The sequence below is a fragment of the Micromonospora sp. C95 genome, from assembly GCF_018070465.1.
Taxonomy (GTDB): Bacteria; Actinomycetota; Actinomycetes; order Mycobacteriales; family Micromonosporaceae; genus Micromonospora.
In genome coordinates this window covers 149,570-174,801 of the sequence record NZ_JAGPXT010000002.1, presented here as the reverse complement: position 1 = coordinate 174,801, position 25,232 = coordinate 149,570, and the positions used below count along the sequence as shown (strand labels likewise).

21 protein-coding genes are annotated in these 25,232 nt (G+C 70.2%); 14 read left to right on the top strand and 7 right to left on the bottom strand.

Features of this window, described 5'->3' with window-relative positions:
• Positions 1 to 296 precede the first annotated feature (296 nt).
• Positions 297 to 830, bottom strand: coding sequence for a GNAT family N-acetyltransferase (locus KBX00_RS03400; RefSeq protein ID WP_210823147.1), 534 nt, complete (start codon positions 828 to 830; stop codon positions 297 to 299).
• Between the two features lie 227 nt (positions 831 to 1,057).
• On the opposite strand from KBX00_RS03400, the gene KBX00_RS03395 reads away from it, so the two are divergent.
• From KBX00_RS03395 to KBX00_RS03385, 3 genes are all read left to right on the top strand, one after another.
• Positions 1,058 to 2,512, top strand: a complete 1,455-nt coding sequence (locus tag KBX00_RS03395) for a glycoside hydrolase family 43 protein (protein ID WP_210823146.1) — start codon at positions 1,058 to 1,060, stop codon at positions 2,510 to 2,512.
• Between the two features lie 114 nt (positions 2,513 to 2,626).
• A complete protein-coding gene (locus tag KBX00_RS03390; RefSeq protein WP_210823144.1) occupies positions 2,627 to 2,854 on the top strand; it encodes a potassium transporter TrkA in 228 nt (75 codons plus the stop codon).
• 49 nt (positions 2,855 to 2,903) lie between these two features.
• The gene (locus KBX00_RS03385) at positions 2,904 to 4,382 is read left to right on the top strand and encodes a cation:proton antiporter (RefSeq protein ID WP_210823142.1); all 1,479 of its coding nucleotides are present in this window, start codon (positions 2,904 to 2,906) and stop codon (positions 4,380 to 4,382) included.
• Positions 4,383 to 4,409: 27 nt separating this feature from the next.
• On the opposite strand, the gene KBX00_RS03380 is transcribed toward KBX00_RS03385, so the two are convergent.
• The 4 genes from KBX00_RS03380 to KBX00_RS03365 form a co-directional block, all read right to left on the bottom strand.
• Positions 4,410 to 6,122 carry a hypothetical protein gene (locus tag KBX00_RS03380; protein WP_307867999.1) on the bottom strand — a complete coding sequence of 571 codons (1,713 nt, stop codon included), beginning with the start codon at positions 6,120 to 6,122 and terminating at the stop codon, positions 4,410 to 4,412.
• 249 nt (positions 6,123 to 6,371) lie between these two features.
• Positions 6,372 to 7,085: an MIP/aquaporin family protein gene (locus tag KBX00_RS03375; RefSeq protein WP_210823135.1), complete on the bottom strand. Its 714-nt coding sequence runs from the start codon at positions 7,083 to 7,085 to the stop codon at positions 6,372 to 6,374.
• Between the two features lie 48 nt (positions 7,086 to 7,133).
• Positions 7,134 to 8,726, bottom strand: coding sequence for an FGGY-family carbohydrate kinase (locus KBX00_RS03370; protein WP_210823134.1), 1,593 nt, complete (start codon positions 8,724 to 8,726; stop codon positions 7,134 to 7,136).
• Positions 8,727 to 8,730: 4 nt separating this feature from the next.
• On the bottom strand, positions 8,731 to 11,028 hold the full coding sequence (locus KBX00_RS03365) for an aminotransferase class III-fold pyridoxal phosphate-dependent enzyme (RefSeq protein ID WP_210823133.1): 2,298 nt from the start codon (positions 11,026 to 11,028) through the stop codon (positions 8,731 to 8,733).
• Between the two features lie 151 nt (positions 11,029 to 11,179).
• Here KBX00_RS03365 and KBX00_RS03360 point away from each other — a divergent pair, with 151 nt between their 5' ends.
• Positions 11,180 to 12,361 carry a helix-turn-helix domain-containing protein gene (locus tag KBX00_RS03360; RefSeq protein ID WP_307867997.1) on the top strand — a complete coding sequence of 394 codons (1,182 nt, stop codon included), beginning with the start codon at positions 11,180 to 11,182 and terminating at the stop codon, positions 12,359 to 12,361.
• Here KBX00_RS03360 and KBX00_RS03355 read toward each other — a convergent pair whose 3' ends face one another.
• Positions 12,362 to 14,593: a hypothetical protein gene (locus KBX00_RS03355; protein WP_210823131.1), complete on the bottom strand. Its 2,232-nt coding sequence runs from the start codon at positions 14,591 to 14,593 to the stop codon at positions 12,362 to 12,364. It lies immediately after the preceding gene.
• 608 nt (positions 14,594 to 15,201) lie between these two features.
• Between KBX00_RS03355 and KBX00_RS03350 the strand changes: the two genes are divergently transcribed.
• From KBX00_RS03350 to KBX00_RS03340, 3 genes are all read left to right on the top strand, one after another.
• Entirely contained in the window at positions 15,202 to 16,182 is a 981-nt protein-coding gene (locus KBX00_RS03350; RefSeq protein ID WP_301547261.1) for a glycoside hydrolase family 11 protein, read from the top strand.
• A 265-nt stretch (positions 16,183 to 16,447) separates the two neighbouring features.
• Positions 16,448 to 17,341, top strand: a complete 894-nt coding sequence (locus KBX00_RS03345) for a DUF1996 domain-containing protein (protein ID WP_210823128.1) — start codon at positions 16,448 to 16,450, stop codon at positions 17,339 to 17,341.
• Positions 17,342 to 17,413: 72 nt separating this feature from the next.
• Positions 17,414 to 18,133 (top strand): DUF305 domain-containing protein, encoded by a 720-nt coding sequence (locus KBX00_RS03340; protein ID WP_210823127.1) that lies wholly within the window; start codon positions 17,414 to 17,416, stop codon positions 18,131 to 18,133.
• On the opposite strand, the gene KBX00_RS03335 is transcribed toward KBX00_RS03340, so the two are convergent.
• Positions 18,055 to 18,438: a DUF6223 family protein gene (locus tag KBX00_RS03335; protein WP_301547260.1), complete on the bottom strand. Its 384-nt coding sequence runs from the start codon at positions 18,436 to 18,438 to the stop codon at positions 18,055 to 18,057. The genes KBX00_RS03340 and KBX00_RS03335 overlap by 79 nt on opposite strands.
• Positions 18,439 to 18,664: 226 nt before the next feature.
• Between KBX00_RS03335 and KBX00_RS03330 the strand changes: the two genes are divergently transcribed.
• The 7 genes from KBX00_RS03330 to KBX00_RS03300 all read left to right on the top strand — a co-directional run bounded on the left by KBX00_RS03330 (position 18,665) and on the right by KBX00_RS03300 (position 25,069).
• Complete coding sequence (locus tag KBX00_RS03330) at positions 18,665 to 19,798, top strand: sensor histidine kinase (protein ID WP_210823126.1); 1,134 nt, start codon at positions 18,665 to 18,667, stop codon at positions 19,796 to 19,798.
• Positions 19,795 to 20,481 (top strand): response regulator transcription factor, encoded by a 687-nt coding sequence (locus tag KBX00_RS03325; protein ID WP_210823125.1) that lies wholly within the window; start codon positions 19,795 to 19,797, stop codon positions 20,479 to 20,481. Before KBX00_RS03330 ends, KBX00_RS03325 begins: the two co-directional genes overlap by 4 nt.
• 91 nt (positions 20,482 to 20,572) lie before the next feature.
• Positions 20,573 to 21,022, top strand: coding sequence for a helix-turn-helix transcriptional regulator (locus tag KBX00_RS03320; RefSeq protein WP_210823124.1), 450 nt, complete (start codon positions 20,573 to 20,575; stop codon positions 21,020 to 21,022).
• A gap of 5 nt (positions 21,023 to 21,027) precedes the next feature.
• On the top strand, positions 21,028 to 21,438 hold the full coding sequence (locus KBX00_RS03315; RefSeq protein WP_210823122.1) for a VOC family protein: 411 nt from the start codon (positions 21,028 to 21,030) through the stop codon (positions 21,436 to 21,438).
• Entirely contained in the window at positions 21,435 to 23,810 is a 2,376-nt protein-coding gene (locus KBX00_RS03310) for an excinuclease ABC subunit UvrA (protein WP_210823120.1), read from the top strand. The genes KBX00_RS03315 and KBX00_RS03310 overlap by 4 nt, the downstream gene beginning before the upstream one ends.
• 514 nt (positions 23,811 to 24,324) lie before the next feature.
• Positions 24,325 to 24,669 carry a hypothetical protein gene (locus KBX00_RS03305; RefSeq protein WP_210823118.1) on the top strand — a complete coding sequence of 115 codons (345 nt, stop codon included), beginning with the start codon at positions 24,325 to 24,327 and terminating at the stop codon, positions 24,667 to 24,669.
• A 199-nt stretch (positions 24,670 to 24,868) separates the two neighbouring features.
• Positions 24,869 to 25,069, top strand: a complete 201-nt coding sequence (locus KBX00_RS03300) for a hypothetical protein (RefSeq protein WP_210823116.1) — start codon at positions 24,869 to 24,871, stop codon at positions 25,067 to 25,069.
• The last annotated feature ends 163 nt before the right edge of the window (positions 25,070 to 25,232 follow it).

The following is a 25,232-nucleotide window of genomic DNA, read 5'->3' as shown; positions in this document are numbered from 1 at the left end:
CGCCAGCCCGTCGTTGAGGAACGCGCGTCGAAGACCGGTTCGAATACCGCGACGAGGTGCTCGACCGGCACATGCAGGCAGTACGGCGCAACCGACCAGCCTGGAACAACCTGGCCGAACTGCGTTGGCCCTCGGCGGACCAGTTCACCGGCTGCGACGGGAGTATCGGCGACAAGGGCGAACACGGCAGCCAGTGTGACGAGGCGGTGCGGCAGTGTCCGCCCGATTGGGTGGCGAGTTTCCGTGACGGCGAACGTTCGTGGAGCTGGCAGGTCCACGCAGCTCAGGACCGCCCCTCAGGGTGGCGTCTGGTCCGCGAGCGGGCACAGCGTCCGGCGCATGCAGACGCGGGGCCAGCGGTCGAGCCCGTGTGCCGCCTCGCGCTGGCGGATGGCCCGAAGACCCGGGGTGAGGTCGCGCTGGTCGAGGGTCTGGAAGCCGCAGCGGGTGTAGTACGGGGCGTTCCAGGGCACGTGAGCGAAGGTCGTGAGGGTCAGGGCGGGGATGCCGCTGGCCACCGCCCGATCGGCAAGGTGGGTGATCAGCTGACGTCCGATCCCGCGACGGGCGACGGCGGGATGTACGGAGACCTGTTCGATGTGGAAGTTGCCGTCGACGAGGTCGGCGATGAGGTAGCCGACCGGCCCGTCGGTGGCGTCGGTGGCCACCCAGGCACGGCCTGCCTCCTGGTAGCGGCCGAGTACGTCCAGCGGCAGCGGCTCGTCGTCGGCGATCTGTGGCATACCGACGTCGCGGAAGCATCGTCCGGCCGCGCGCTCGATGCCTTGCAGGAGGGGTAGCTCGTCCTGACGTACCGCTCGGATCCGCACCGGAACATTCTGTCGGTGCCGCTGTCCAGCGGCACCCGGATTTCCGTGCCACGGCGGCTGTGGAGACCGGCGGTCGGCGTCGGCCCGTCGCCGTGGGGACGGCCATCGTCTTGACGGGCGTCTATTTGAAGTGGAGACTGCGTAACACCCCCGAAACAGTGACCAGGGCCGCTCGGGCGCGGTGATGTTAGCGCTAACGTTGGCGGGCTGCACGGACGGAGCCGTACATGTCCAGAGTCCTGACCAGGGTCAGCGCCCTGCTCGCCACACTGTGCCTGCTGTTGCTGCCGGCGGTGCAGGCGCCGCGTGCCGAGGCCGCCGCGCTCGATCCGTTCACCGGCTACCTGATGGCGCACTTCACCGGCGAGTCGGCCACCGGCGAGCAGGTCTACCTCGCGCACAGCCGGGACGGGTTGACCTGGCGCGATCTGAACAACGGCGCACCCGTGCTGCTGTCCACGATCGGCACCCGGGGGGTGCGTGACCCCTCCATCGTCCGATCACCCTCCGGCGACCGGTACTGGATCGTCGCCACCGACCTGCGGATCGCCAGCGGCACCTCGTGGAACGACGCGGCGAACCGGGGTAGCAGGTCGCTCGTGGTGTGGGAGTCCCGCGACCTGGTGAACTGGTCCGCTCCCTGGCTGATCAACGTCGCGGGCGCCATCCCCGGGGCCGGCAACGCCTGGGCACCGGAAGCCATCTACAACGCCGCGACCGGTGACTACGTCGTCTACTGGGCGACGAACTCGCTGCGCGACGGCGTGACCAAGCACCGCATCTGGTACGTCCGGACCAGTGACTTCCGTAGCTTCACCGCGCCCCAGCTCTACATCGAGCGACCCGGCGGCGGCCAGGGCATCATCGACACCCAGATCGTCGAGGTACCCGGGTCCGTCGGCGGTTACCGCTACTACCGGGCGTCGGCCGACGGGCACATCACCATCGAGGGCAGCAACTCGATCCTCGGCTCGTGGACGACGTTGGGCAACCTCTCCCACCTCGGCATCTCCAACGGCACCGGCGGCGGCAACGTGGTCGAAGGGCCGATGTGGATGCAGTTCAACGGTCGGAACGAGTGGGCGCTCTGGCTCGACCAGTACGCCACCGGGCGTGGCTATCTGCCGGTCACCTCCACCAACCTGGGTAGTGTCACCAACTTCCGGACCCGCACCGACTACCAACTGGGTGCCAGCCGCAAGCGGCACGGCTCGATCCTCAATCTGACCGCCGCCGAGGAGAGCGCCGTGCTGGGGCGCTGGGGCGCCAGCACGCCGGCCAACCGGATCCAGGCGTACACCCACCAGGACCGGTACGTGCGGCACGCCAACTACGACGTACGGATCGACGCGAACGTCAGCCCGGCGCAGGACGCCCAGTTCCGGGTGGTGCCGGGGCTGGCCGACACCAGCGCGGTGTCGTTCGAGTCGGTCAACTACCCCGGTCACTACCTGCGGCACTACGGCTTCGACTTCGTGCTAGCGGCCAACGACGGTAGCTCGGTCTTCGCCGCGGACGCGACCTTCCGGCAGGTCGCCGGCCTGGCCAACTCGTCCTGGTCGTCGTTCCGCTCGTACAACTATCCCGACCGCTACGTCCGGCACTACAACTACCAGCTCCGACTCGACCCGATCAACGATGCCCAGGCCCGCGCCGACGCCACGTTCCGCCTCACCTCATAGCCGGACCGCCCTCGACGCGCTGCCGCAGACCAGGCAGGTGGTGGTACGGCCGTCAGGTGCCGGACGCCTCGTACCATTGCGCAGAGATTCCACAGCGCGCAGCGGGGAGGGGCCATGGGTAAAGGGATATACGTGCAGGAACTACCGGGTATCGGCAAGCGGTACGACGTCGACCTGGGCAGCAACACCCAACGGATCTCGGTGGTGGTACGCCGGGACGGCAACCGTGACCTGTACGTCTTCGCCGCCGGCAAGGACGATCCGGTAGCCGTTATCGAGATGTCGGAGGAGCAGGCGCGTAAGGTGGGCGCCCTGTTGGCCGGCACGTACTTCTCCGAGTAGTCGTCCCGAGCCGTGCGCCCTCGTTCAGTCCGCTCCAGGAGTCCTCACCGTGCATGCTGACCTCGTGGGCTTCGGGGCCCTCATACTGATCGCGGGCCTGCTAGCCCGGGCGGGTCGCCGGATCAACCTGCCCACCGTGCCGTTCTTCATGCTCGCGGGCATCCTGCTCGGGCCTGGTACCCCCGGTCCGGTGCTCATCGCTCATCCCGAGGACCTGAGCCTGCTCGCCTCCCTCGGCCTGGTCCTGCTGCTGTTCCATCTGGGCGTCGAGTTCCCGGTCGACCAGGTGCTCGGCAGCGGCAAGCGGCTGTTCGTCGCCGCCGGCTCGTACATCGGACTCAACGTCGGCGCCGGCCTGCTCTTCGGCTTCGCCCTCGGTTGGGGCGGCTACGAGGCGTTCGTGATCGCCGGTGCGCTCGGCATCTCCTCCTCGGCGATCGTGACGAAACTGCTCATCGAGTTCCGCCGGTTGGCTAACGCGGAAACGCCGGTCATCCTCGGCATCATCGTGATCGAGGACCTGTTCCTCGCCCTGTATCTGGCGCTGCTGTCGCCGCTGCTGTCCGGTGCCGGGTCCGCCGGGGAACTGGTGCTGCGGATCGGACTGAGCTTCGCCTACCTGGTGGTGCTCTTCGCCGTCGCCCGCTTCGGTGCCCGCCTGGTCGGCAAGGTGATCGACAGCAACGAGGACGAGTTGCTGGCCATCCTGATGGTCGGGTTGGTCGTGCTCGTCGCCGGCGTGTCGGCCGACATCGGCGTATCCGACGCGATCGGCGCGCTGATGATCGGTCTGGTGGTGGCCCGCACCCCCATCCGCGAACGGGTCGAGCGCCTGGTACTGCCGCTACGCGACGTCTTCGCGGCCGTCTTCTTCCTGGTGTTCGGGCTGAGCATCGACGTCGGGGAATTCGGCTCGGTGGCGCTGCCGGTGCTGCTGGCCGTACTGATGACCGTCGTCACCAACGTGGTGGCCGGCTTGATCGCCGGTCGGCTGTTCGGGCTCAACCAGCGCGGGGCCGCCAACGTCGGCCTGACCGTGCTGGGCCGGGGCGAGTTCTCGCTGATCCTGGCCACGCTCGCCATCGCCGCCGGCCTGGACGACCGGCTCGGCCCGTTCATCGCCCTGTACGTGCTGATCCTGGCCGTGGCGAGTCCACTGCTCGCGGCGAACTCGCGGTACCTGGCCCGGATCATCCCGGACCGGCTGCTGCACTCCAGTTGGCGATACGTCCGCGAGGAGACCATCAGCACCGCCTGCACCCACCTCGACCGGATCAACATCACCGAGTCCGACGCCGATGCGTGCCCGCAGTGTGTGGAGAGCGGCGACGACTGGGTGCAGTTGCGGATGTGTCTGACCTGCGGCGCGGTGGGCTGTTGCAGCGACTCGGTAAACAACCACGCGGAGGAGCACTACCGGCAGACCGGCCATCCGTTGATCCGGTCGCTGGAGGAGGGCGAGGACTGGCGCTACTGCTACATCGACGGCGCCCTGATCCGCGAGCCGATGGGCGCCACCCGGGAGTGACGCCCGTGCCGTCGGCTGCTGTCCGCCTCAGTCGAGGCGGTACACCAACGCGCCGGCTATCTCCTCCCGAGTGATGCCGAGACCGTCGACGGGTCGGGTGGGCAGGCCGTCCCAGGGCGTGCCGGCCAGCCGATCCGGCAGGACCACCACCGACCGGATGCCGACCTGCCGGAGAAACGCGATGCTGACCGGATCGGGGAAGGTCGTGGTCGCCGCGCGGATCTGTTGTTGACTGGCCGGCAGGAAGGTGACCGACCCGTTGGCGACGCGGGGAAATCCGTCGGTGGTCCAGAGCATGATGTCGGATTCGGCCACCCCGTTGCTGGGCAGGACCAGCATCGGCTCGGTGGCTGCCTGGAACGCCGGCGGGGCGGTCGGCACGGTGGGGTGCGGTGTCCGGTTGACGCCCTCGACCGTGACCAGCAGCAGGGGCAGCAGGAGCACGACCGCACTGACCGACTTCCGCCACCCGAGCGTGGGGCGATTTCGTCCGAACTCGCTGATCGCCCCGGCGGCGAGAATGGCGAGCAGCAGGCTCGTCCACACCATCAGCCGCCCCGGGGTTCGCAGCGCGTCCCAGCCGGGCAGTAGCCGCGACAAGGTCAGATATCCCGGGTCGCCCTGACCGACGAGGTTGCTGCCCAGCCCGAGCGCGCCGCTGACCAGCACGCCGAGCCCGAGCAGCACGCGGTGGCGGACCCGGAACGTCGAGTAGCTCAGCCCGGCCACTGCCAGCACGATCAACGTGACGCCCGGCAGCAGCGCCATCTCCGGCGGCCAGGACAGCTGGGCGCGGGCGGCCGCGAAGTGGTCACCCCACAGCCACGAGTCCGCGGGCGCGACGAAGTATCCCAGCAGGGGTGGGGAGAACATCTCCGTCCAGGACAGGTCCCGGTGCGCCTCCGGGTTCAGCTCCACCACGCGCAGGAACGTGGTCCCCAACCAGATCAACACCGATCCGAAGACGACGCCGCCGAGAAGGTTGGCGAGCACCACCCGGCGACCCAACAGCCAGGTGCGGCTCCGCCAGCGGGCCCAGCCGACCGCCACCAGGACCACAAGCATGGTGCCGGCCAGGAAGTACGCGAGCGGCAGGCCGATCGCCAGGCCCAGGGTCAGCTGCCAGGCGGCGACCAGCCAGCCGGCCACGATCCATCCGGGGCGATGCAGCTCCGGTCGGTGACCGTCGCGCAGGGACCAGCCGTGGCCGCGAGCCAGCATCGCCAGGCACAGTGCGACGCCGCCGATGGAGAGGATGTTCAGATGGCCGCTGTGCGCGAGCCGCCACGGCGCGAAGGCCCAGGCGACGCCGGCCACGGCCGCCGCCGTCCGGATAGCGCCCAGTTGGCGCACCAGGGCGTACGCCCCGACGAAGGCGAGGGCGTGCGCCAGGACGTAGAGGAGGTTGTAGCGGAAGATGGCCGCCGCGACGCCGTGGCCGAGCAGGCCGGCCGGTGCATAGCCGAGCACGATGTCGGTGTAGGCGTACGTGTACAGGTCCGGGAAGAACGTGTTCGAGTGCCAGAGGTTGAGCGGGTCGGTGACCAGCGCATGCCCGGCCCAGGCGACCTGCCACGCCTGCAATGGTGGATCGCCGATGTCGCCCGGAATGGTCGTCCACGGCTGCTTGAGCGTCGGCCAGGTGAGGACGACGGCCACCGCCACACCAGCGATTACCGCCAACGTCCATTCATGTAGCAGCAGGCGCGACGCGACTCGAGCGGCCCTCGCCAGCCTCACCTGTCCCTTACCAGGCTGGACTTCCGCTGCCGCCTGTTCCGGGCCGGCTTGCTCGGGGTCGGCGGAGGGGGCTCCGAGTAGCCTTCGACGTATCGCCTGCACGTATCCTCCTGTCGATGGCCGGCGCCGACGCCATAGCGTCGCATCGATCAGAGGATAAAAGCCATCATCGATGACCACCGAAACTTCCAGGTGGGCATCGCCGCCGTCGATCCCGATTGACGGGAAACGGGCTCAGGACGGCCCGGCTCAGCGCCCGGACGGCCGGGGCGTGCCGACCCGGGTGACGCCGGAGCCGTGTTCGACAAGTGGCGCGACCAGCGCGGCCAGGACTCCGCCGAGCAGCGGGAAGACGATGAACACCCAGAGTTGGCGGAGCGCGAGGCCACCTTCGAAGATCGCCGGCCCGAAGGCTCGCGCCGGATTCACCGCCGCACCGGTCAGCGCGACGCCGACCAGGTTCGCCACGCCGAGAGCAAGCCCGATCGCCAGGCCGGCGAAGCCGGACAGGTCCGTGCTGCGCTTGCTCACCACGAGCACGACCAGGACGAAGAGGAAGGTCAGTACGGTCTCAAGCAGCATCGCGCCACCGGCGTTGATGTTGGTGCCGTAGCCGTTGGCACCCAGCACACCGGTCTGGTCGGTCACCCCTCCCCAGCGGACCAGCACCCAGAGCAGCAGAGAAGCCACAGCGGCACCGGCGAACTGGGCGATCCAGTAGACCACCGCCCCGAGTGCGGTGATCTTGCCGGAGAGCAGCACGCCGAGGGTCACCGCCGGGTTCACGTGACTGCCGGAGAGCTGCCCGATCGTGTAGACCAGCGCGAGCAGGACGAACCCGAACGCCAGCGAGACCACCACCACGCCGCCGTCGACCCGGGCCGCGACGGCGCTGCCCACGCCGAAGAAGACCAGAAGGAAGGTGCCGATGAACTCAGCCACGTACCGTCTGACGTCGACCATGGCCTCAGTCTCGCCAAACCGGACCTTGTTGGTGGCTGTTTCGGCAGGTCAGCTGCGGTTGAGGCGGCGATAGACCGGGGCCAGCCGCCGGTGCAGCGTCCGATAGACGTCGAAGATCTCGTCGTAACCGGCCCGGTGCGCGGGGGTCGGCACGAAGATCCGGTCGGTACGCATGAGCCCGGGGATGTCCGCGAAGGTGAGCTGGCCGGTGCCGACCGCGCCGATCCAGCCGGCACCCCGGGCGTTCACCGCGAGCGGTTGGGCGTCGCGGCGAATCTCCACGCCGAGCACGTCGGCGAAGATCTGGCACCACGAGTCCGACAGCGCCCCGCCGCCGGTGATGGCCATCGAGGTGACCGGCGCGCCGAGGAACCGGTTCACCGCGCCGAGCAGCCAGCGGGTGTTGAACGCCACCCCCTCGAAAACCGCCCGCAGCAGGTCGGAGCGGTTGGTGTCGAGAGAGATGTTGAAGAAGCCGGCGCGCAGGTTGGCGTCGTCCACCGGGGCGCGTTCGCCGTAGAGCCAGGGGGTGTAGAGCACCCCGTTCGCGCCCGGCGGCACCGTCGGGATGATGGCGTCGAAGGCGTCGAAGATCGTGCCCTCGTCGCGGCTGAGGTGACCGGCGCTGAGCAGCGGGTCGTCGTACTCCACGATCTTGTCCCGCAGCCAGGTCAGGTTGGCACCGGCGGTGGCCTGCAGGGCGGTCATCAGGTAGCGGTCACCGACCGCGCAGGGCACCGAGGCGATGCCGGCGGCGACGTCGGTCTTTTTGCCGGGTACGTGGGCGGCGATCCAGGAGGAGGTGCCGACGTACAGGTGCGGCTCCCGGTAGCCGGTGGTGCCGGAGCCGATCGCCGCGGCGGTGTTGTCGATCGCCCCGGCGACCACCCGCACCGTCGCGGGCAGCCCCAGGTGCGCGGCGGCGGCCGGTGTCAACGTGCCGATCACCTCGGTGCAGGAGACGATCGGCGGCAGCTTGTCCGCCTCGATGCCGCTGTCGGCGACCAGGGCGGGGGAGTAGCGGATGTCGCCGGGCCGCCGGTTGTCGGTCACCCACGACGTCAGGATCGAGTCGACGGTGGCCACCGTGCGTCCGGTGAGCTTCAGGTTGATCCAGTCGAGCACGTTGAGGAACGTCGCCGTCCGCGCGTACACCTGCGGCATGGTGTCGCGGACGAACAGCATGTGGGCGGCGGGGTCCTTGCCGGTCGGGGAGGGCATGCCGCCGGTGAGCCGCAGCCAACGGCCGATCCGGCGCACCGACATCCCCTGGTACGCGGGAAAGCCGCCGAACTGCCGTCGCAGGTGCGGCGCGCCCCGCATGTCGAGCCAGCTGATGCACGGCGTCAGCGGATCCCCGGCGGCGTCCACCGCTATGGTGCCCTCACCCTGGGTGGAGGCGCACACCGCCTCGACCGCCCGCAACTGCTCGGGATGATCCCGGCCCAGGTCGGCGGCGACCTGCCCGAGCGCCGTCCACCAGGCGAGCGGGTCCTGTTCGGCACCGCCACCGGGCAGCACCCGCAGCGGAACCGGCCGCTCGGCCCAGCCGGTGACCGTGCCGTCGGCGGCGACCAGCGCGGCCTTCAGTCCCGAGGTGCCCAGGTCGATCGCGAAGACCTGCGGCGGGCTGGCCTGCACCGGCTCAGACCCCCTCGACGAGCGCGAAGACCTGGTCGAAGCGGGCGAGCGCGTCGTCGATGACCTCGTCGGTGGCGGCCATCGACGTGTACATCCGCGAGCCGGCCAGGGTGACTATGCCGTGCGCGGTGTAGGCGGCCCCCATCTGTTCCATCAGCCGCTTGCGGGCCTTGTTCTCCTTGAGCAGCTTCACCGGGTTGCGCATGTCCAACAGCATCACGCCGCTGCACTCCAGGTGCACGATGGACCCCTGGTTGTACGCGACGTACGGCAGCCCGTAGGAGTCGATCAGCCGTTGCAGCCCCCGGGTCAGCCGGTCACCGGCCCGGCCGGCGATCACCGGCGCGTTGGTGCGGGCCATCTCCTCGATGGCGAAGTAGCCGGCCGCGCAGGACAGCGGGTTGGCCGACAGCGTGCCGCCGACCTGGATGTGCGCGCCACTCCTGCCGTCCAGCCCGGAACCGAAGACCGCCATCACGTCGGCCCGGCCGCCGACGCCGCCGGCCATCGGGTAGCCGCCGGAGACCGCCTTGCCCAGCACGGTCAGGTCGGGGGTGACACCGAAGTAGCCGGCGGCACCGCCCAGCCCGAGCCGGAACCCGGTGACCACCTCGTCGAAGATCAGCAGCGCGCCGAACTCGTCGCACAGCTCGCGGACCCGGGCGTTGAAGTCGCGCGGCGCCGGCCGGGTGCCCGACTCCGGGCCGACCGGCTCGACCACCACCGCGGCCGTGCCGCCGCGCAGCCGGTTCTCGATCAGCTTGCGCTTGAGCTGCCCGAGGTCGTGCGGGAAGGCCTCCCGGGTGCGGGTCGTCGCCCCGAAGGGGATGCCCTTGGCGTTCATCCGGTACGTGCCCGGCACCCGCAGGCCGTAGACCATGGTGTCCGACCATCCGTGGTAGGCCCCACCGATCTTGATCACCATTTTCTTGCCGGTGAAGGCGCGGGCTCCTCGGACGGCGGCCATCACCGCCTCGGTGCCCGAGCCGAGCGACCGGTACATCTCCACGTGCGGCATGAACCGATGGATGATCTCGGCGAGCTTCAGCTCGTACTCGTGGAACAGCCCGGTCACCGGGCCGGAGTCCCGGACCACCTCGGCGACCCGCTCGTTGACCGGGCCGTAGTTGCTGCCCAGGATCGTCGGCCCGCCGGCCTGGAGGAAGTCGATGTACGTGTTGCCGTCCCGGTCCACCAGAAACGCGCCGTCGGCCTTGTCGACGGCGAGCGGGAACGGGTAGTTGAACGCCAGGTTGTGCTGTACCCCACCGGGGATCCGTCGCCGCGCCCGGTCGGTGATCTCCTTGCTGGCGCGGCACTTGGTGTCGAAGTAGTTCAGCACGTCGAGCATCGCGTCGTGGCGCAGCCCGCGCAGCGGCTGGGCGGTCAGCGCCTTCAGCCGACGCATCACGTCGTCGACGTCGGGATACTCGCTTATCGCGTAGCCGAGCCGGGCCGACTCGGCGCCCGGATCGCTGTCCGTCCCGTTGCCCGGGGGCGCGGCACCGTCCACCGCGCCGGGCGTGATGTCCGCGGTCCGGCCGGCGGCGACCTCGGCGGCTGCCGCGTCGGCGCTGGGCAGTTCCTCGTCGGCGGGTACCCGCAGCGGCTCGACCGCCTCGGTCAGCTGCGCGGCGATCCGCTTCTCGTCGGCCCGCAGCTTCGTGAAGGCGATCTCCCGGATCGCGGTCGGGATGGTGTGGATCTTCCCCGCCTCGCTGGTCAGCGCCAGCAGGTAGGCGATGGACACCTTCTCCAGCAGCGCCATGTTGAACACCGCCCGGTCGGGGTCGGTGCCGACGGCGACCACCCCGTGATTGGCGATGATGAAGGCGTTGTCGCCGCTGGCCACCTTCTTCTGCACGTTGCGGGCCAGGAATCCGGTGCCGGACGGGGCGTAGTCGATGATCGCCACCGCACGGCCGAGGAAGCGCACCTGCTCGTCGGTGAGCGCCGGGATCGGCCGGCGCAGGAAGGCCAACGCCGAGGCGTACGGCTGGTGGGTGTGCACGATCGCGTTGACGTCCGGCCGCTCGCGGTAGATGTTCGCGTGCATCCCGCACTCGATGGACGGCTTGAGGTCGGCACCGGAGTCGTCGGGCAGGTGCCTGCCGTCGAAGTCCACGATGCAGATGTCCTCGACGCGCATCCGGTCGTAGTCGTAGTTGCTCGGAGTGACCGCGTACCGCCGGTGGCCGGGCACCCGCACCGACACGTTGCCCTCGGTGGCCTTGAGGTAGCCCCGGGCGAGCATGGTGTGGCACATGTCGACGACGTGCTGGCGGGACAGGCGGTGCTGCACGGCGTTCTCCTCCGTCGGGTCGTCGGCCGCCGGTCGGTGCCTCCCGTCCGGCCGGTCGGGTTCATCGTCGCGTGGGCGCGCCGGTCGAAACACCGTTCCGCCGGCAGCGAGAATCGCCGCGCTTCTTATCCCGCCGTGACAAAATCGCCGGGTGAGTGCGCCTGTCTCCACGACTCCCTGGCAGCACCTGCCCGCCGACCTGGCTGCCGCGATGCGCCCGCAGCTGCCGGACACGGTGGCCGCCGTCGCGGTCGCCGTCACCGAGGCCACGCCGGCGTTCGCCGGCATCGCCGACGACAAGTTCACCCGGGACGTACACACCGCCGTGCAGGTGGCGCTCGACCGCTTCCTCGATCTCGTCGGCACCGGCGAACCGGCGCTGCCGCCCCGGTTCCGGGAGGTGTTCGTCGGGTTGGGCGCCGCCGAGGCCCGCGAGGACCGGGGGCCGGAGGCGCTGCTGGCCGCGCTCCGGGCTGCGGCGCGGCTGCTGCTGCGTACGGCGTCGCGGTCCCTGGCCCGGCTGCGTCCGGTCGACCCGGAGGAACTGATCGACCTCTCCGACGCGGTGAGCGCGTACATCGCCGAACTGGCCGCGGCGAGCACCGACGGGTACGCCCTGCAACTTCGTGAGCAGGCCGGGGAGGGCGACCGCCGTCGCCACCTCGCCGAGTTGCTGCTGCGCGGCGACGGGCTGCCCAGCGGCGTCGAGTCGGCGGCGGCCCGGATCGGCTGGGCGGACCTGGACGCGGTGGTGCCCGTACTGCTGCCGCTGGAGCAGGCTCGCGACGCGCGGTTCCGGTACGGCCCGGACGGGCTGGTCATCGAGCGTGGCCGGGACGCCGTGCTGCTGCTGCGGGCCGGTACCCGGGCGACCCGTGCCGCACTGGCCGAGGCGTTGGCCGGCCGGCCGGCGGTGGTCGGTCCGGAACTGGGCTGGCCGCAGGTGCCGGCGGCGGTCCGGCTCGCCGAGCTGGCCGCCGGGCTGTTCGGACCCGCGCCCGGCCTGGTCTTCGTCGACGACCACCTGGTCACGCTGACCCTGCGCGGCGAACAGCGGGCGTTGGCGGTGCTCACCGAGCGCCGCCTGGCACCGCTGGCGCGGCTGCGTCCGGCGCAGCGGGAGAATCTGCTGGCGACGCTCTATGCCTGGCTCCGGCACTGGGGCTCACGAGCCGAGGTCGCCACCGAGCTGTTCGTGCACCCGCAGACGGTCAGCTACCGCCTCAAGCGGCTGCGTGAGCTGTACGGCGACGACCTGGACGACCCCACCGTCCGATTCGAGCTTTTGGTGGTGTTGACCAGTCACGCCACCGGTCACCACGGCAGCGGATAGCTACCGCCGGTTGCGCAACCGATGGACCAGGTCCCGTACCGCCGCCGCGTACGGTTCGTCCGACTCGCCGGGCGCATGGCCCCGGATCGGCGGTGGAACGCTGTCGCCTGGCGGGGCGACCAGCCCGTCCGGGTCGCGTAACCGGCGGTCCACCGTCGCCGGGGGACCGGTGACGGTGGGCGGCGCGTCGGTCCGGTGGGCGGAGAAGATCCACCCTCCGATCGGGTCGGTGTCCCGCCACAGGTTCACCCACCGCCAGCCCAGCCGGTCACCGACCTCGTGCAACATCTCGTCGTCGATGTACGCGGGAAAGAGCCGAGCGTAGAGCCGGCGCAGCGGCGAGCTGTGGGTGAGCAGGGCGACCCGGTCACTGACCTGCGGTGCCAGCTGGAGGACGGTGGCGGCGACCAGCACCGAACCCTGGCTGTACCCGGTCACCACCACCGTCTTGCCGCTGTCCACCAGGTAGGTGATGCGTCGGGCCAGCTCCGGAACGGCCCGCTCGGCGTAGCACGGCGGCGCGAAGGGATGGGCCGCGCGGGGCCAGAACGTCGCCAGATCCCAGAGCACACCGACGTGCCGCCGGAAGCCTGGCGTTCGGTAGGCGAAGATCCCACCGATGACGAGGGCGAGAACGGTCGCCGAGATCAACTGACTGCCGACCCGGATGCCGAAGTCGACCAGGCCCGCGGGCACCTGGGCGTACCGCTGGATGACGTCGCCGGGATATTGCTCCAGTAGGTCGATCACGGTGGTTGCCGCGCCGAGTCCGGCGAGGCCGGCGTAGACCACGGCCAGCGCCGGCAGCCACTCGGTGAACCGGGCCCGCGCGATGACCTGCCGAACCTGCCGTAGCCGAGCGGCGGCCTCCGCCGGCGGGTCGGGGAAGTCGCGCGCCAGGATCTCCGCTGCCGCCCGGATGCGTCCGCGTCGGGACAGCAGGATCACCAGACCGGTGACGACCAGCGTGATCAGCACCGCCCGGAAGAAGCCGTAGATCGCCCAGGTGAAGGCGGGTGGCGGCCGAACGGCGGCGCGGTCGGCGGCCGGCGCGCCTCGATCCAGCAGATCGGCCACCCGACGCACGAGTTCGGCCGAGAACGCCACGGCGATGCCCGCCCCGATGGCGGCGGCCGCCAGCGCGCCGAGGACGGCTGACGGCCGGTGGTCCGGCCGCCGGCCCCGCCGCCACAGCAGCACCGCGCCCAGCGCGGCGAGCAGCCCGGCGTGCGTACCGAACAGCCAGGTGAGCGTGGGGGCGTAGCCGGGCAGGCCGGGTTGCTCGGGCCAGGTCGCCGGAGCGGTGAGCACGTCGACGACGACCACGATGGTGAGGCCGAGCGTGACCGTCCGTAGCGTCCGGGCGACACTGTCGAGCCGACGGCTCGCGGGGTCCCGCTCGATCAACGGGGGGACGCAGAGCAGCACGACGCAGGTGGTCAGGACGGCTCCGGTGGCGAGCACCAGCGCGACGGTCAGCGGCCCGGGGCCCTGCGGGTGGGCGACCCGGGCGGCGAGCAGGCTGCCGGCGAGCGTGGCGAACGCCGCGGCGACGTGGATCGAGCGCAGCCGTCCCATCAGCGGCTCGGCGTCCCACTGGCCGACAGTGCTCAGCGGACGCCCGGACCGGGTGCTCTCCGGCGGACGAAACGCGTTGAAGGAACGTCCGGGGCGGGTGCTGGCCCACCAGATCAGCCCGATGGCGGTGGCCGGGACCAGCGCGAGCGTCGCCAGGCGCAACCCGGTGGGTCGTCCACCCAGCCAGGACAGCCAGCTGCGGCCGGACAGGCAGGCCGGGACGGACATGCACTGCCAGGCGATCAGGTCCAGCGCCACCCCGACGGCGGTGAGCACGTACAGCGCCGTGAGGGTGAGGCCGAGCACCCGGCACAGGGCGCGTACGGCCGGGTCGGTGGCGGGGTTTCCCGGGCGCATCCAGGCCGCGACGTTGAGCAGCATGAACGGCAGCAGGAAGACCAGCGACAAGGTCCGGGTCATGGTGCCGGAGGGCAGATCACTCCAGCGGTACGCCTCCACGGTGCCGGCGTCCGTCCGGTCGCGCTCGGCATCGGCGGGACGGGGCCGGTAGAAGCCGGCGTTGCGATCTCCGGCCACCTGCACGGGCGTTTGCGAACCCTGGTCGACTGCCGGGGCGGAGACCCCGTGCACCCGCAGTTGCACCACGTTCCCGGCCCTCGCCGCGCCTCCTGCTCCCGCTGACCCAGCCGACATCGACCCTCCGGAATCTCGGCAGTCGTCCCCGCTCGGGCGGCGTCACCCGCAGCAGGTCGGCGTACCCCACCCGAGCCGGTCCACGCCTGTGCGCCGAGGCGGCGGGCCCGTGCCCGGATCCTGATCGCCGCGGCCCTGGTCACCGGCACGGGCGGCGCCTGCCGCCCGAGCAGCATCCGGAAGGTCGCCGGAAGTTCCGCTTGACAGTATCCTGGCCCTTCCTGGCCGGTAGTTACTGCACGTTGCGGTGACCTGCCGGCCTGTTGTTGCTGATCAGTGCCAACGTGCTCCCTCTCGGCAGCGGCTGGCCAGAGCAAGGTTTCGGGAATATTTCCGGAAGTTGTTGACGGTTCGGTGGAGGCGCGCCAATACTGTTGGCCATCGACGAATCTGGATGATCGTTGATTGTCGCTACCTACTCCGCCGGTCACGGTGCAGGACGACCGGCAGACCACCACCCGGTACGACGTCGACAGTCGATGGTGGCCGCCCGGCCACCGAGACCGCCGGTTCGTAGCGCACTGCTGGCCGCCGGCCAGCCGTCATGAGGAGGAAGCATGAACAACGTCCCCGTCCCACCACGAAGTCGCAGGCGTGGACGCGTCAGGATGCTCGCTGCCGCCGCCTTCGCCGCAGTGTTGGCCACCACCGGCACCGTCGCGATCTCGGCCAGCCCCGCCCAGGCCGAGGCCGACCGGCAGGTCTGCTCGAACACGGAAGGCACCCACAACGGGTTCTTCTTCTCGTTCTGGAAGGACAGCGGCGACGCCTGCATGGTGTTGCGCGAGAACGGCCGCTACTCCAGCTCGTGGAGCAGGAGCACCAACAACTGGGTCGGCGGTAAGGGTTGGAACCCGGGAACCCGGCGCACGATCAGCTACTCGGGTAGCTACAACCCGGGCAACAACAACAGCTACCTCGCTCTGTACGGCTGGACCCGCAACCCGCTCGTCGAGTACTACATCGTCGAGAACTTCGGCAGCTACAACCCGAGCAGCGGGGCCACCCGGCTCGGCAGCGTCACCACCGACGGCGGCACCTACGACATCCTGCGCAGCCAGCGGGTCAACGCCCCGTCGATCGACGGCACCCAGACGTTCTACCAGTACTGGAGCGTCCGGCAGCAGAAGCGCAGCAGCGGCACCATCACCACCGCCAACCACTTCGACGCCTGGGCCCGCGTCGGCCTGAACCTCGGCAACCACTACTACCAGATCATGGCGACCGAGGGTTACCAGAGCCAGGGAAGCTCGGACATCACCCTCTCGGAAGGCGGCACCCCCGGCCCCGGCCCGACCAACCCGACCACCCCGCCGCCCGGTAATGGCAACTGCTCGGTCAGCGTGAACCGTGCCGAGGACTGGAACGACCGGTTCAACACGACCTTCTCGGTCAGTGGCAGCAACAACTGGACCGTCACCATCCGTACCAACGGCGGCCAGAGCCTGCAGAACAGCTGGAACGCCTCGATCAGCGGCAACAGCGGCACGATCACCGCACGTCCGAACGGTAACGGCAACAACTTCGGCATCACGCTCTGGAAGAACGGCAACAACACCACGCCGTCCGCGACCTGCTCAAGCGGCTGACCTGGTGAACCGGGTGGGGCGTCGACCGAGGTCGACCCCCCCCCCCCGCCGCCATCGGCACTCGACGGGCCGACCCCTGAGGGTCGGCCCGTCGTCGTTGCGCCCAACTGCGGTTTGTATTGACAACCATCGACGTTGGGGTGAGGCTGGTGTGAGAGCGCTCTCTCACTCGCAACCGCGACCACCACCAGTCCGGCCAGGGAAGCTCCGGTGTCTACGGCGGCGGCGCCGGAAGGACCCTGGCCCTCCCGACAGGAGCCATGAGATGGACAGCGCCGCACCCCATCCCGCCGGCCGCAGCCGGCTACGCCTCGCCACCGCGATCGGCGCCCTGCTGGTGCTGCTCGGCAGCTACGTCGTGGCCACCACCGCGCCGGCCGACGCCGCCCCGGGTGTCAATGCCATCCGGGTCGCCGAATTCCCGGCCGACTGCACGTACAGCCACCGGCTCCCGGACGACCCCATCGTCTTTCCCGGGCTGCCCGGCGCCTCGCACATGCACAGCTTCTTCGGCAGCACCGTGACCAACGCCCACACCACGCTGCCCGACCTGGTCCGATCCAGCACCACCTGCAACCCACGAGTCGACGTCTCGTCGTACTGGGTGCCGACCCTCTACCGCGACAACGTGCCGGTGGAGCCGACCATCGCCACGTTCTACTACCTGGGGGAAGGGGTCCGATCGGACGTCGTCGCGCAGACCCAGCCGTTCCCGCAGGGGTTGCGCCTCGTCGCCGGAAACGCCCGGGCCGCCGGACCCGGCGACAGCATCGCCCGCTGGTCCTGCCTGCACGCCGGGCACGTGCCGCCGTCCAAGGACTTCGTCAACTGCCCGGCCGGCACCATGCTGGAGTCGTACCTTGACTTCCCGCAGTGCTGGAACGGCCGGGACCTCGACTCGCCGGATCACCAGAGCCACCTGGCGTACCCGGTGAACCAGGCCTGTCCGGCCAGCCACCCGGTGCACGTGCCGAAGCTGCGGCAGGTGCTGCGGTACCCGGTGAACGGTGACCCGTCGCGGCTGCGACTGGCCTCCGGGCGGGGCTACACGATGCACGGCGACTTCTTCAACGCCTGGCCGGTGGAGGAGCTGGCGCGCCGCGTCCGCGACTGCATCCGTCCGGTCATCAAGTGCGGGCACGACGGCAGGCCGCTCTGAGCCGATCCGTGACACCCCGGCGGCGGGCCCGGTGATGCCGGCCCGCCGCCGGGCGGACGCGAAGGAGGCCGCGTGCGACACCCACTCGGCGCGCTGCTGGGTGCGCTGCTGTTCGTCGCCGGGTGCGCCACCGGAACGCCACCGACCACCGGTGGACCGTCGCCACCGCGCACCGGACCGCCGTCGGACCTCGCACCGGTGACCGGACCGGCACCGGCCGCCGGATCACCCACTACGGTTCTTCCCGGTACGGATGGCCAGTTCAGCTCCACCGACATCGCCTGGCTCCAGCTGACGGTGGCCATGGCCGAGCGGCTGCTGCCGATCCTCGACCTGGTGCCGAGCCGGACCACCGACCCGGCCTGGCGGCGACTCGCCACCCGGATCGAGACCGGCGAACGGATGCACCTGAGCCGGTCCCGGCGGCTGTTGGTCGACTCCGGCGCGCCGGTGGCCAACCCACACGAGGGCCACGACATGCCCGGCATGGTCACCGACGAGGAACTGACCGCGTTGCGTTCGGCCACCGGGCAGCAGTTCCACCACCGGTTCGCCAGGCACCTGCGGGCACACCTGACGCAGTCGCTGCGGATCGCCACCGCCGAGCAGCGGGTCGGGTCCCACCCGGCGACCACCGGGCTGGCCGCAGCCGTGATCCGGGCCGGCACCGTCGACCTCGCCCAGCTCAGCCGGATCGAACCGGCTGCGGCCACTCAGCCGGAACGTCGGGAGCGGGCCAGCACGACCCCGCCGACGACCACGGCGATCAGCCCCACCACCAGCGCCACGTAGCCGCCACCCCGGCCGTTGCCGGTGCCGAGACCACCGTCCGAGGTGACCACGACCAGACCGCCGACGGCCGACCCGAGCGCTCCCGCAATCATGGCGATCCAGCCCCGCCGAGTCTTGCCGTCACGGGAACGACCCGCGGGCCGGGCGAGCGCCAGTCCGCCGACGACCACCCCCGCGAGTGCCAACAGGGCGGCCACCGTCGATCCGATCCGGCCGGTACCCATGCTGACTCCCTGGGCGGCCGCCGGGTGGGCGGCGATCTGCGTGGTCACCGGTGCGGTGAGTACGAGCCTGACGATCGTCATGCCTGTCTCCTACGTGGGGTACGGGTCGTGGAACTCGACGTCACCGATCATGTCGGCGGGCGCAGCGGCGGTCATCCGGCCGCCGTAGGCACTTCCGGCTGCCGCAGCTGGCATGACCGGCTGCCACGTCCGCCGTAGCCGACGCACCACTACCGCGTGCGTGGTAGCCGGCCAGTCGTCCCTGCGCAGGAGTCGCCCGGCCGCGCCGGCCGGTTAGGGTGCGCGCATGGGCGAGCGGTGCGGGCGGGTCCTGAGGCGCGCTGCGGTCAGGGACTGGACGGTCGCGGTGGGCGTGACGGCGGTGCTGCTGATCGCCGCGCTGTCCGCGACCCGCCCCGCCGATGGGGAGGATCTGCTCGGCTACGCCTGGTTGATGACCGGCGGTCTGGCGTTGGCCGCGCGTCGACGGGCACCGGTCGCGGTGCTGATCGTCACCGGGGTGTGCGCGGTGGGCCAGCAGGCGACCGGCGTCGAGGTGCCCGCCGTCGCGTTCCTGTTCGCGGTCTACGCGGCCGTACGCGCGGGGCACCGCATGGTCACGGTCGTCGCGGGCGTCGCGATGCTTGTCGCCCTTCCGCTCGCGGCTTTGGCGCTGCCACCGGGACTGCCCGTCGGCGAGGCACTCGGGCGGGCCCGCGACGCCCTCGAAGTGGCCTGGCTGGTCGCCGCCGGGGCGGCGGGTGAGGCGCTCCGGCAGGCCGAGCGGCGTGCCGAGGAGGCCGAGCGCACCCGGGAGGAGGCGGCACTGCGCCGCGCCGACGAGGAACGGCTGCACATCGCGCGGGAACTGCATGATTCCCTCACCCACCAGATTTCGATCATCAAGGTGCAGGCCGAGGTCGCCGTGCACCTGGCCAGCAGGCGTGGCGAGCCGGTGCCGGAGGCGCTGGCCGCCATCCGGGAGGCCAGCCGCGAGGCGACCCGGGAGCTGCGCGCCACCTTGGAGACGTTGCGCGCCGACGGCACCGCCACCGCGCCCGGACTCGACCAACTCCCGGAACTGGTGGCCCGGGCCCGGACGGCCGGCCTGGCGGCGACGTTGACGATCGACGGACAACGGCCCGACCTGCCGGTCGCGGTCGACCGCACCGCCTACCGCATCGTGCAGGAGTCCCTGACCAACATCGCCCGCCATGCGTCCACCGCCACGGCGTCGGTCCGGATCGACTACCGGCCGGGCATCCTCGCGATCCGGGTGGACGACGACGGCGACGCCGCGCCGGGCCGGGCGGCGGCGCCCGGTGTCGGACTGCTCGGAATGCGGGAGCGCGTCGCCGCTCTCGGTGGACTGCTCCGGGCCGAGGCACGCGACGAGGGCGGGTTCAGCGTCCACGCCGAGCTTCCGGTGGGTGCGGCATGATCCGCGTGCTGCTGGTCGACGACCAGCCGTTACTGCGCAGCGGATTCCGCGCGCTGCTCGCCATCGAGGACGACATCGAGGTGGTGGCCGAGGCCGCCGACGGCCAGCAGGCGTTGACCCTGGCCCGGGAACACCTGCCCGACATCGCACTCGTCGACATCCAGATGCCGGTCATGGACGGCATCGAGGCGACCCGGCAGATCGCTGCGGATCCGGCCCTGGCCGGCGTGCACGTGGTCATCCTGACCAACTACGGTTTGGACGAACACGTCTTCCACGCGTTGCGGGCCGGTGCCGCCGGCTTCCTCGTCAAGGACATCGAGCCGGCGGATCTCGTGCACGCCGTCCGGGTGGCCGCCCGTGGCGACGCCCTGCTGGCGCCGTCGATCACCCGCAAGCTGATCGACCGGTACGTCACCGAGCCGCTGCCGGCGCGGACGGGTGCGCGGCTCAAGGAGTTGACCAACCGGGAACGGGAGGCGGTCGTCCTACTCGCGCAGGGCCTGTCCAACGACCAGATCGCCGAGCGCCTGGTGATCAGCCCGCTGACCGCCAAGACCCACATCAACCGGGCGATGACCAAGCTGCACGCCCGTGACCGAGCCCAGCTCGTGGTCATCGCCTACGAGTCCGGCCTGGTCGCTCCGCGCGACCGCCGACCTGCACCGAAGACCACCGGGTGACATCGGCCCGACCGGGTTCCGAAGCGACCTTGGCGCGCCGGGTGGCCGACAAAGTCGCCGCCGGTCGGACCTGCGTGGCACGATCGCTCAGGTGACCAGCAGATCCACCACCGAACAGCGTCTCGACGATCTGGCCCGGCTGCGCCGCGTGCGTGACCGCATCGACCGGGAGTACGCGCAGCCGCTTGATGTCGAGGCGCTCGCCCGTGGGGTCAACATGTCGGCCGGGCACCTGAGCCGCCAGTTCCGGGTGGCCTACGGCGAATCCCCGTACGGCTATCTGATGACCCGGCGCATCGAGCGGGCCATGGCGCTGCTGCGCCGTGGTGACCTCAGCGTCACCGATGTCTGTTTCGCGGTCGGCTGCTCGTCGCTTGGCACCTTCAGCACCCGCTTCACCGAACTGGTCGGCATGCCGCCGAGCGTCTACCGCCGGGACGCGGCCCGCGCGACCCAGGGGATGCCCTCCTGCGTGGTGAAACAGGTGACCAGACCGATCAGGAATCGAGAAGCCGCGGCCCATGCGCCGCAGTTAGCGTGACCGCCATGGACATCACGATTCACGCCAGCTTCCTGCCGCACAACGACCCGGACGCCGCCCTGGCCTTCTACCGGGATCTCCTCGGCTTCGAGGTCCGCAACGATGTCGGCTACCAGGGCATGCGTTGGATCACCGTCGGCCCACCCGGTCAGCCCGGCACCTCGATCGTGCTGCATCCGCCGGCCGCCGATCCGGGGGTGACCGAGGAGGAACGGCGCACCATCACCGAGATGATGGCCAAGGGCACCTACGCCTCGATCCTGCTGGCCACGCCCGACCTCGACGGCGTCTTCGACCGGTTGCAGGCCAGCGACACCGAGATCGTGCAGGAGCCGACCGAGCAGCCGTACGGCGTTCGTGACTGCGCCGTCCGGGACGCCGCCGGCAACATGATCCGTATCCAGGAAGTGCGATGAGCAGGGACAACCGGCCGGCACCCCCCGCCGCCGACAGCCACGACCTGATCCGGGTGCAGGGTGCCCGGGAGAACAACCTCAAGGACGTCACCGTCGAGCTGCCGAAGCGTCGGCTGACGGTGTTCACCGGCGTCTCCGGTTCGGGTAAGAGCTCGCTGGTGTTCAGCACCATCGCGGCGGAGTCGCAGCGGCTGATCAACGAGACGTACAGCGCCTTCATCCAGGGCTTCATGCCGACCCTGGCCCGGCCGGAGGTCGACGTCCTCGACGGGCTCACCACCGCGATCATCGTCGACCAGGAGCGGATGGCCGCGAACCCGCGCTCCACCGTCGGCACCGCCACCGACGCCAACGCCATGCTTCGGATCCTGTTCAGCCGGCTCGGCAAGCCGCACATCGGCTCTCCCCAGGCGTACTCCTTCAACGTCGCCTCGATAAGTGGTGCCGGCGCGGTGACCATCGAACGAGGCGGCACCACGACGAAGGAACGGCGCAGCTTCAGCATCACCGGTGGCATGTGCCCGCGCTGTGAGGGCACCGGCCGGGTCACGGACATCGACCTGACCGCGCTGTACGACGACAGCAAGTCGCTCAACGAGGGCGCGATCACCGTGCCGGGTTACAGCATGGACGGGTGGTACGGCCGGATCTACCGGGGCAGCGGCTTCTTCGACCCGGACAAACCAATCCGCAAGTACACCAAGAAGGAACTGCACGACCTGCTCCACAAGGAGCCCACCAAGATCAAGGTCGACGGGATCAACCTGACGTACGCCGGGCTGATCCCGCAGATCCAGAAGTCGTTCCTGTCCAAGGACGTCGAGGCGATGCAGCCGCACATCCGCGCCTTCGTGGAGCGGGCGGTCACCTTCACGACCTGCCCCGACTGCGGTGGCACCCGGCTGAGTGAGGCGGCCCGGTCGTCGAAGATCAAGGGCGTCAGCATCGCCGACGCCTGCGCGATGCAGATCAGCGATCTCGCCGAGTGGGTGCGCGGGCTGCGCGAGCCCTCGGTGGCACCGCTGCTGGCGTCGTTGCAGCACACCCTCGACTCGTTCGTCGAGATCGGGCTCGGCTACCTCAGCCTGGACCGGCCCTCCGGAACACTCTCCGGCGGCGAGGCGCAACGCACCAAGATGATCCGCCACCTCGGCTCGTCGCTGACCGACGTCACCTACGTGTTCGACGAGCCGACCATCGGGTTGCACCCGCACGACATCGAGCAGATGAACCGGTTGCTGCTGCGGCTGCGCGACAAGGGCAACACCGTGCTCGTCGTCGAGCACAAGCCGGAGACGATCGCCATCGCCGACCACGTCGTCGACCTCGGCCCCGGGGCCGGCACGGCGGGCGGCACCGTCTGTTTCGAGGGCACCGTCGAGGGCCTGCGGGCCAGCGGTACGCTCACCGGCCGCCACCTCGACGACCGGGCCACCCTCAAGAAGTCGGTGCGTACGCCCACCGGGCACCTGCCGATCCGGAAGGCCTCGACGCACAACCTGCGCGACGTCGACGTCGACATTCCGCTCGGCGTGCTGGTCGTGGTCACCGGCGTCGCCGGATCGGGCAAGAGCTCCCTGGTGCACGGGTCGATCCCGCCCGGCGCCGGAGTGGTGTCCATCGACCAGGGCGCGATCCGTGGCTCCCGGCGGAGCAACCCGGCGACCTACACCGGGCTGCTCGACCCGATCCGCAAGGCGTTCGCGAAGGCCAACGGGGTGAAGCCGGCGCTGTTCAGCGCCAACTCCGAAGGCGCCTGCCCCAACTGCAACGGGGCCGGGGTCATCTACACCGACCTGGCGATGATGGCCGGCGTGGCCACCGTGTGCGAGGAGTGCGAGGGCAAGCGGTTCCAGGCATCCGTGCTCGAATACCACTTCGGCGGTCGGGACATCGCCGAGGTGCTCGCGATGCCGGTGAGCGAGGCGGAGGAGTTCTTCGGTTCCGGCGAGGCGCGTACGCCGGCCGCGCACCGCATCCTCAACCGGCTGGCCGAGGTCGGCCTCGGCTACCTCAGCCTCGGCCAGCCGCTGACCACCCTCTCCGGCGGCGAACGGCAGCGGCTCAAGCTGGCCACCCACATGGCCGAGCAGAGCGGCGTCTACGTGCTCGACGAGCCGACCACCGGGTTGCACCTCGCCGACGTCGAGCACCTGCTCGGCCTACTCGACCGGCTCGTCGACTCCGGCAAGTCGGTGATCGTCATCGAACATCACCAGGCGGTCATGGCCCACGCGGACTGGATCATCGACCTGGGTCCGGGCGCCGGCCACGACGGTGGCCGGGTCGTCTTCGAGGGCACTCCGGCCGATCTCGTCGCTGCCCGGTCCACCCTCACCGGCGAGCACCTCGCCGCCTACGTGGGCGCCTGAAAGGCGGCTGACGCCGGGAGCGGAATCGTGGTGGTGCCGCACTCCGCCGATGGGTGATGTCCTCTCGCGCTCGTGGACGTGCTTGGGCCAGCACGGGTGGGGGCCTGGGATTCCGCCGCGTGGGCGCGCGTCCGTCGCTCCGCTGGCACTCCGACTCCGGCCCAACGCAACATGCCCGGCGGCTGGCGCGGAAGCGAGAAGCCCAAGGGGCCGCCAAGTAACTATGTCAGTCCGAGAGGTGCTCCAAGCAGGTGTCGCGGCCCGTTCCCGCTGACAGGGAGCTGGCGGCTCGGTTCCGCTTCAACGTCTGCCACTCCGGCTGGGTGACCAACTGAGTGATGACGAGCGCGAGCAAGGCCGGACGTCCGTGGACTTCTACGGACGCTCAGACAGCTCACCCCTGCTGGTGGCGCAGCTCACCGGCGGCGGGTCGTTCCTGCACACCAAAGAGTCAGGGCCTATGCGGTTGGCACCGAGGCAGGTTGCAGTCTCGGCGTAGGCGAGGATTGCTGCCATGGCTGATGTTCCGAGTGCGTCTCGCTGCTCGATCCAGCATCGTTGGGGAACCAGCGAGGAGGTTTCTTCGGTTGACCAGCTCCCGGGTCTGCTTGAGGAGTTAGAGGCTGACGACCCGGAGCACCCTGACGTGTGGATCAGCGATAACGAGGCTGGGTACAGCGTGTCGGCGTTCACGGGAAGCCGAGGGCTTGTGATCTGGGAGGATCACGACGAAGTCCGCGGCCCGCTGCACATGGAGGGCTACTCGCGGGCCGGGATGCTGGACCTGTTCAGGATGGTCTTGCAAGGGCGAGCCGACGAGGTCAGTTCGCTGCATTGGTTGCGGGGATACGGAAGATGACCAACGCTGACGATGGAAGTTCGAACCGAAGCGGTCACCGTGCCCGCGGCGTGCCCGATGTAGCGGTCAACATCGGCCCACAGCGGCATCCCGGCAGCTGCAAGCTGAACGCTCCGCGCTCACTCCCCAGCAAGCCCGACTACTCACGGTATGGATCAACCCGATTCCCAAGCTGGCAGTCGACGTGCAGGATGGTCGCGTGGACGCCTGGCAGTCAATCGATGATCTCATCGTGCAACGGCGGATCCTGCAAGCGATGCAGGCCATCCGCGAGGCAGAGGGGTGCAGCCTGCACCGGGCGATCGACGTCTTTGCGGAGCGGTATGAACTTCTGCGACGGACCCGGCCCGATGACTTCACGGTCTCGAGCGAAGAGTACGGGCGCGGGGTTTATACCTGAGGGTCAGGCGAGCCGCTGACTAACTGGGTGACGACGGGACGCACGTGGGCGGACGAACACGGACGCCGGGGGATCGTTGCAGCAGTTGACTGGGTGTAGAGCAGCAGGTCATGACACAGTGTTGGTTGCCTGGGTGTCAAGGGGTCTCCGGGGCACACATGGG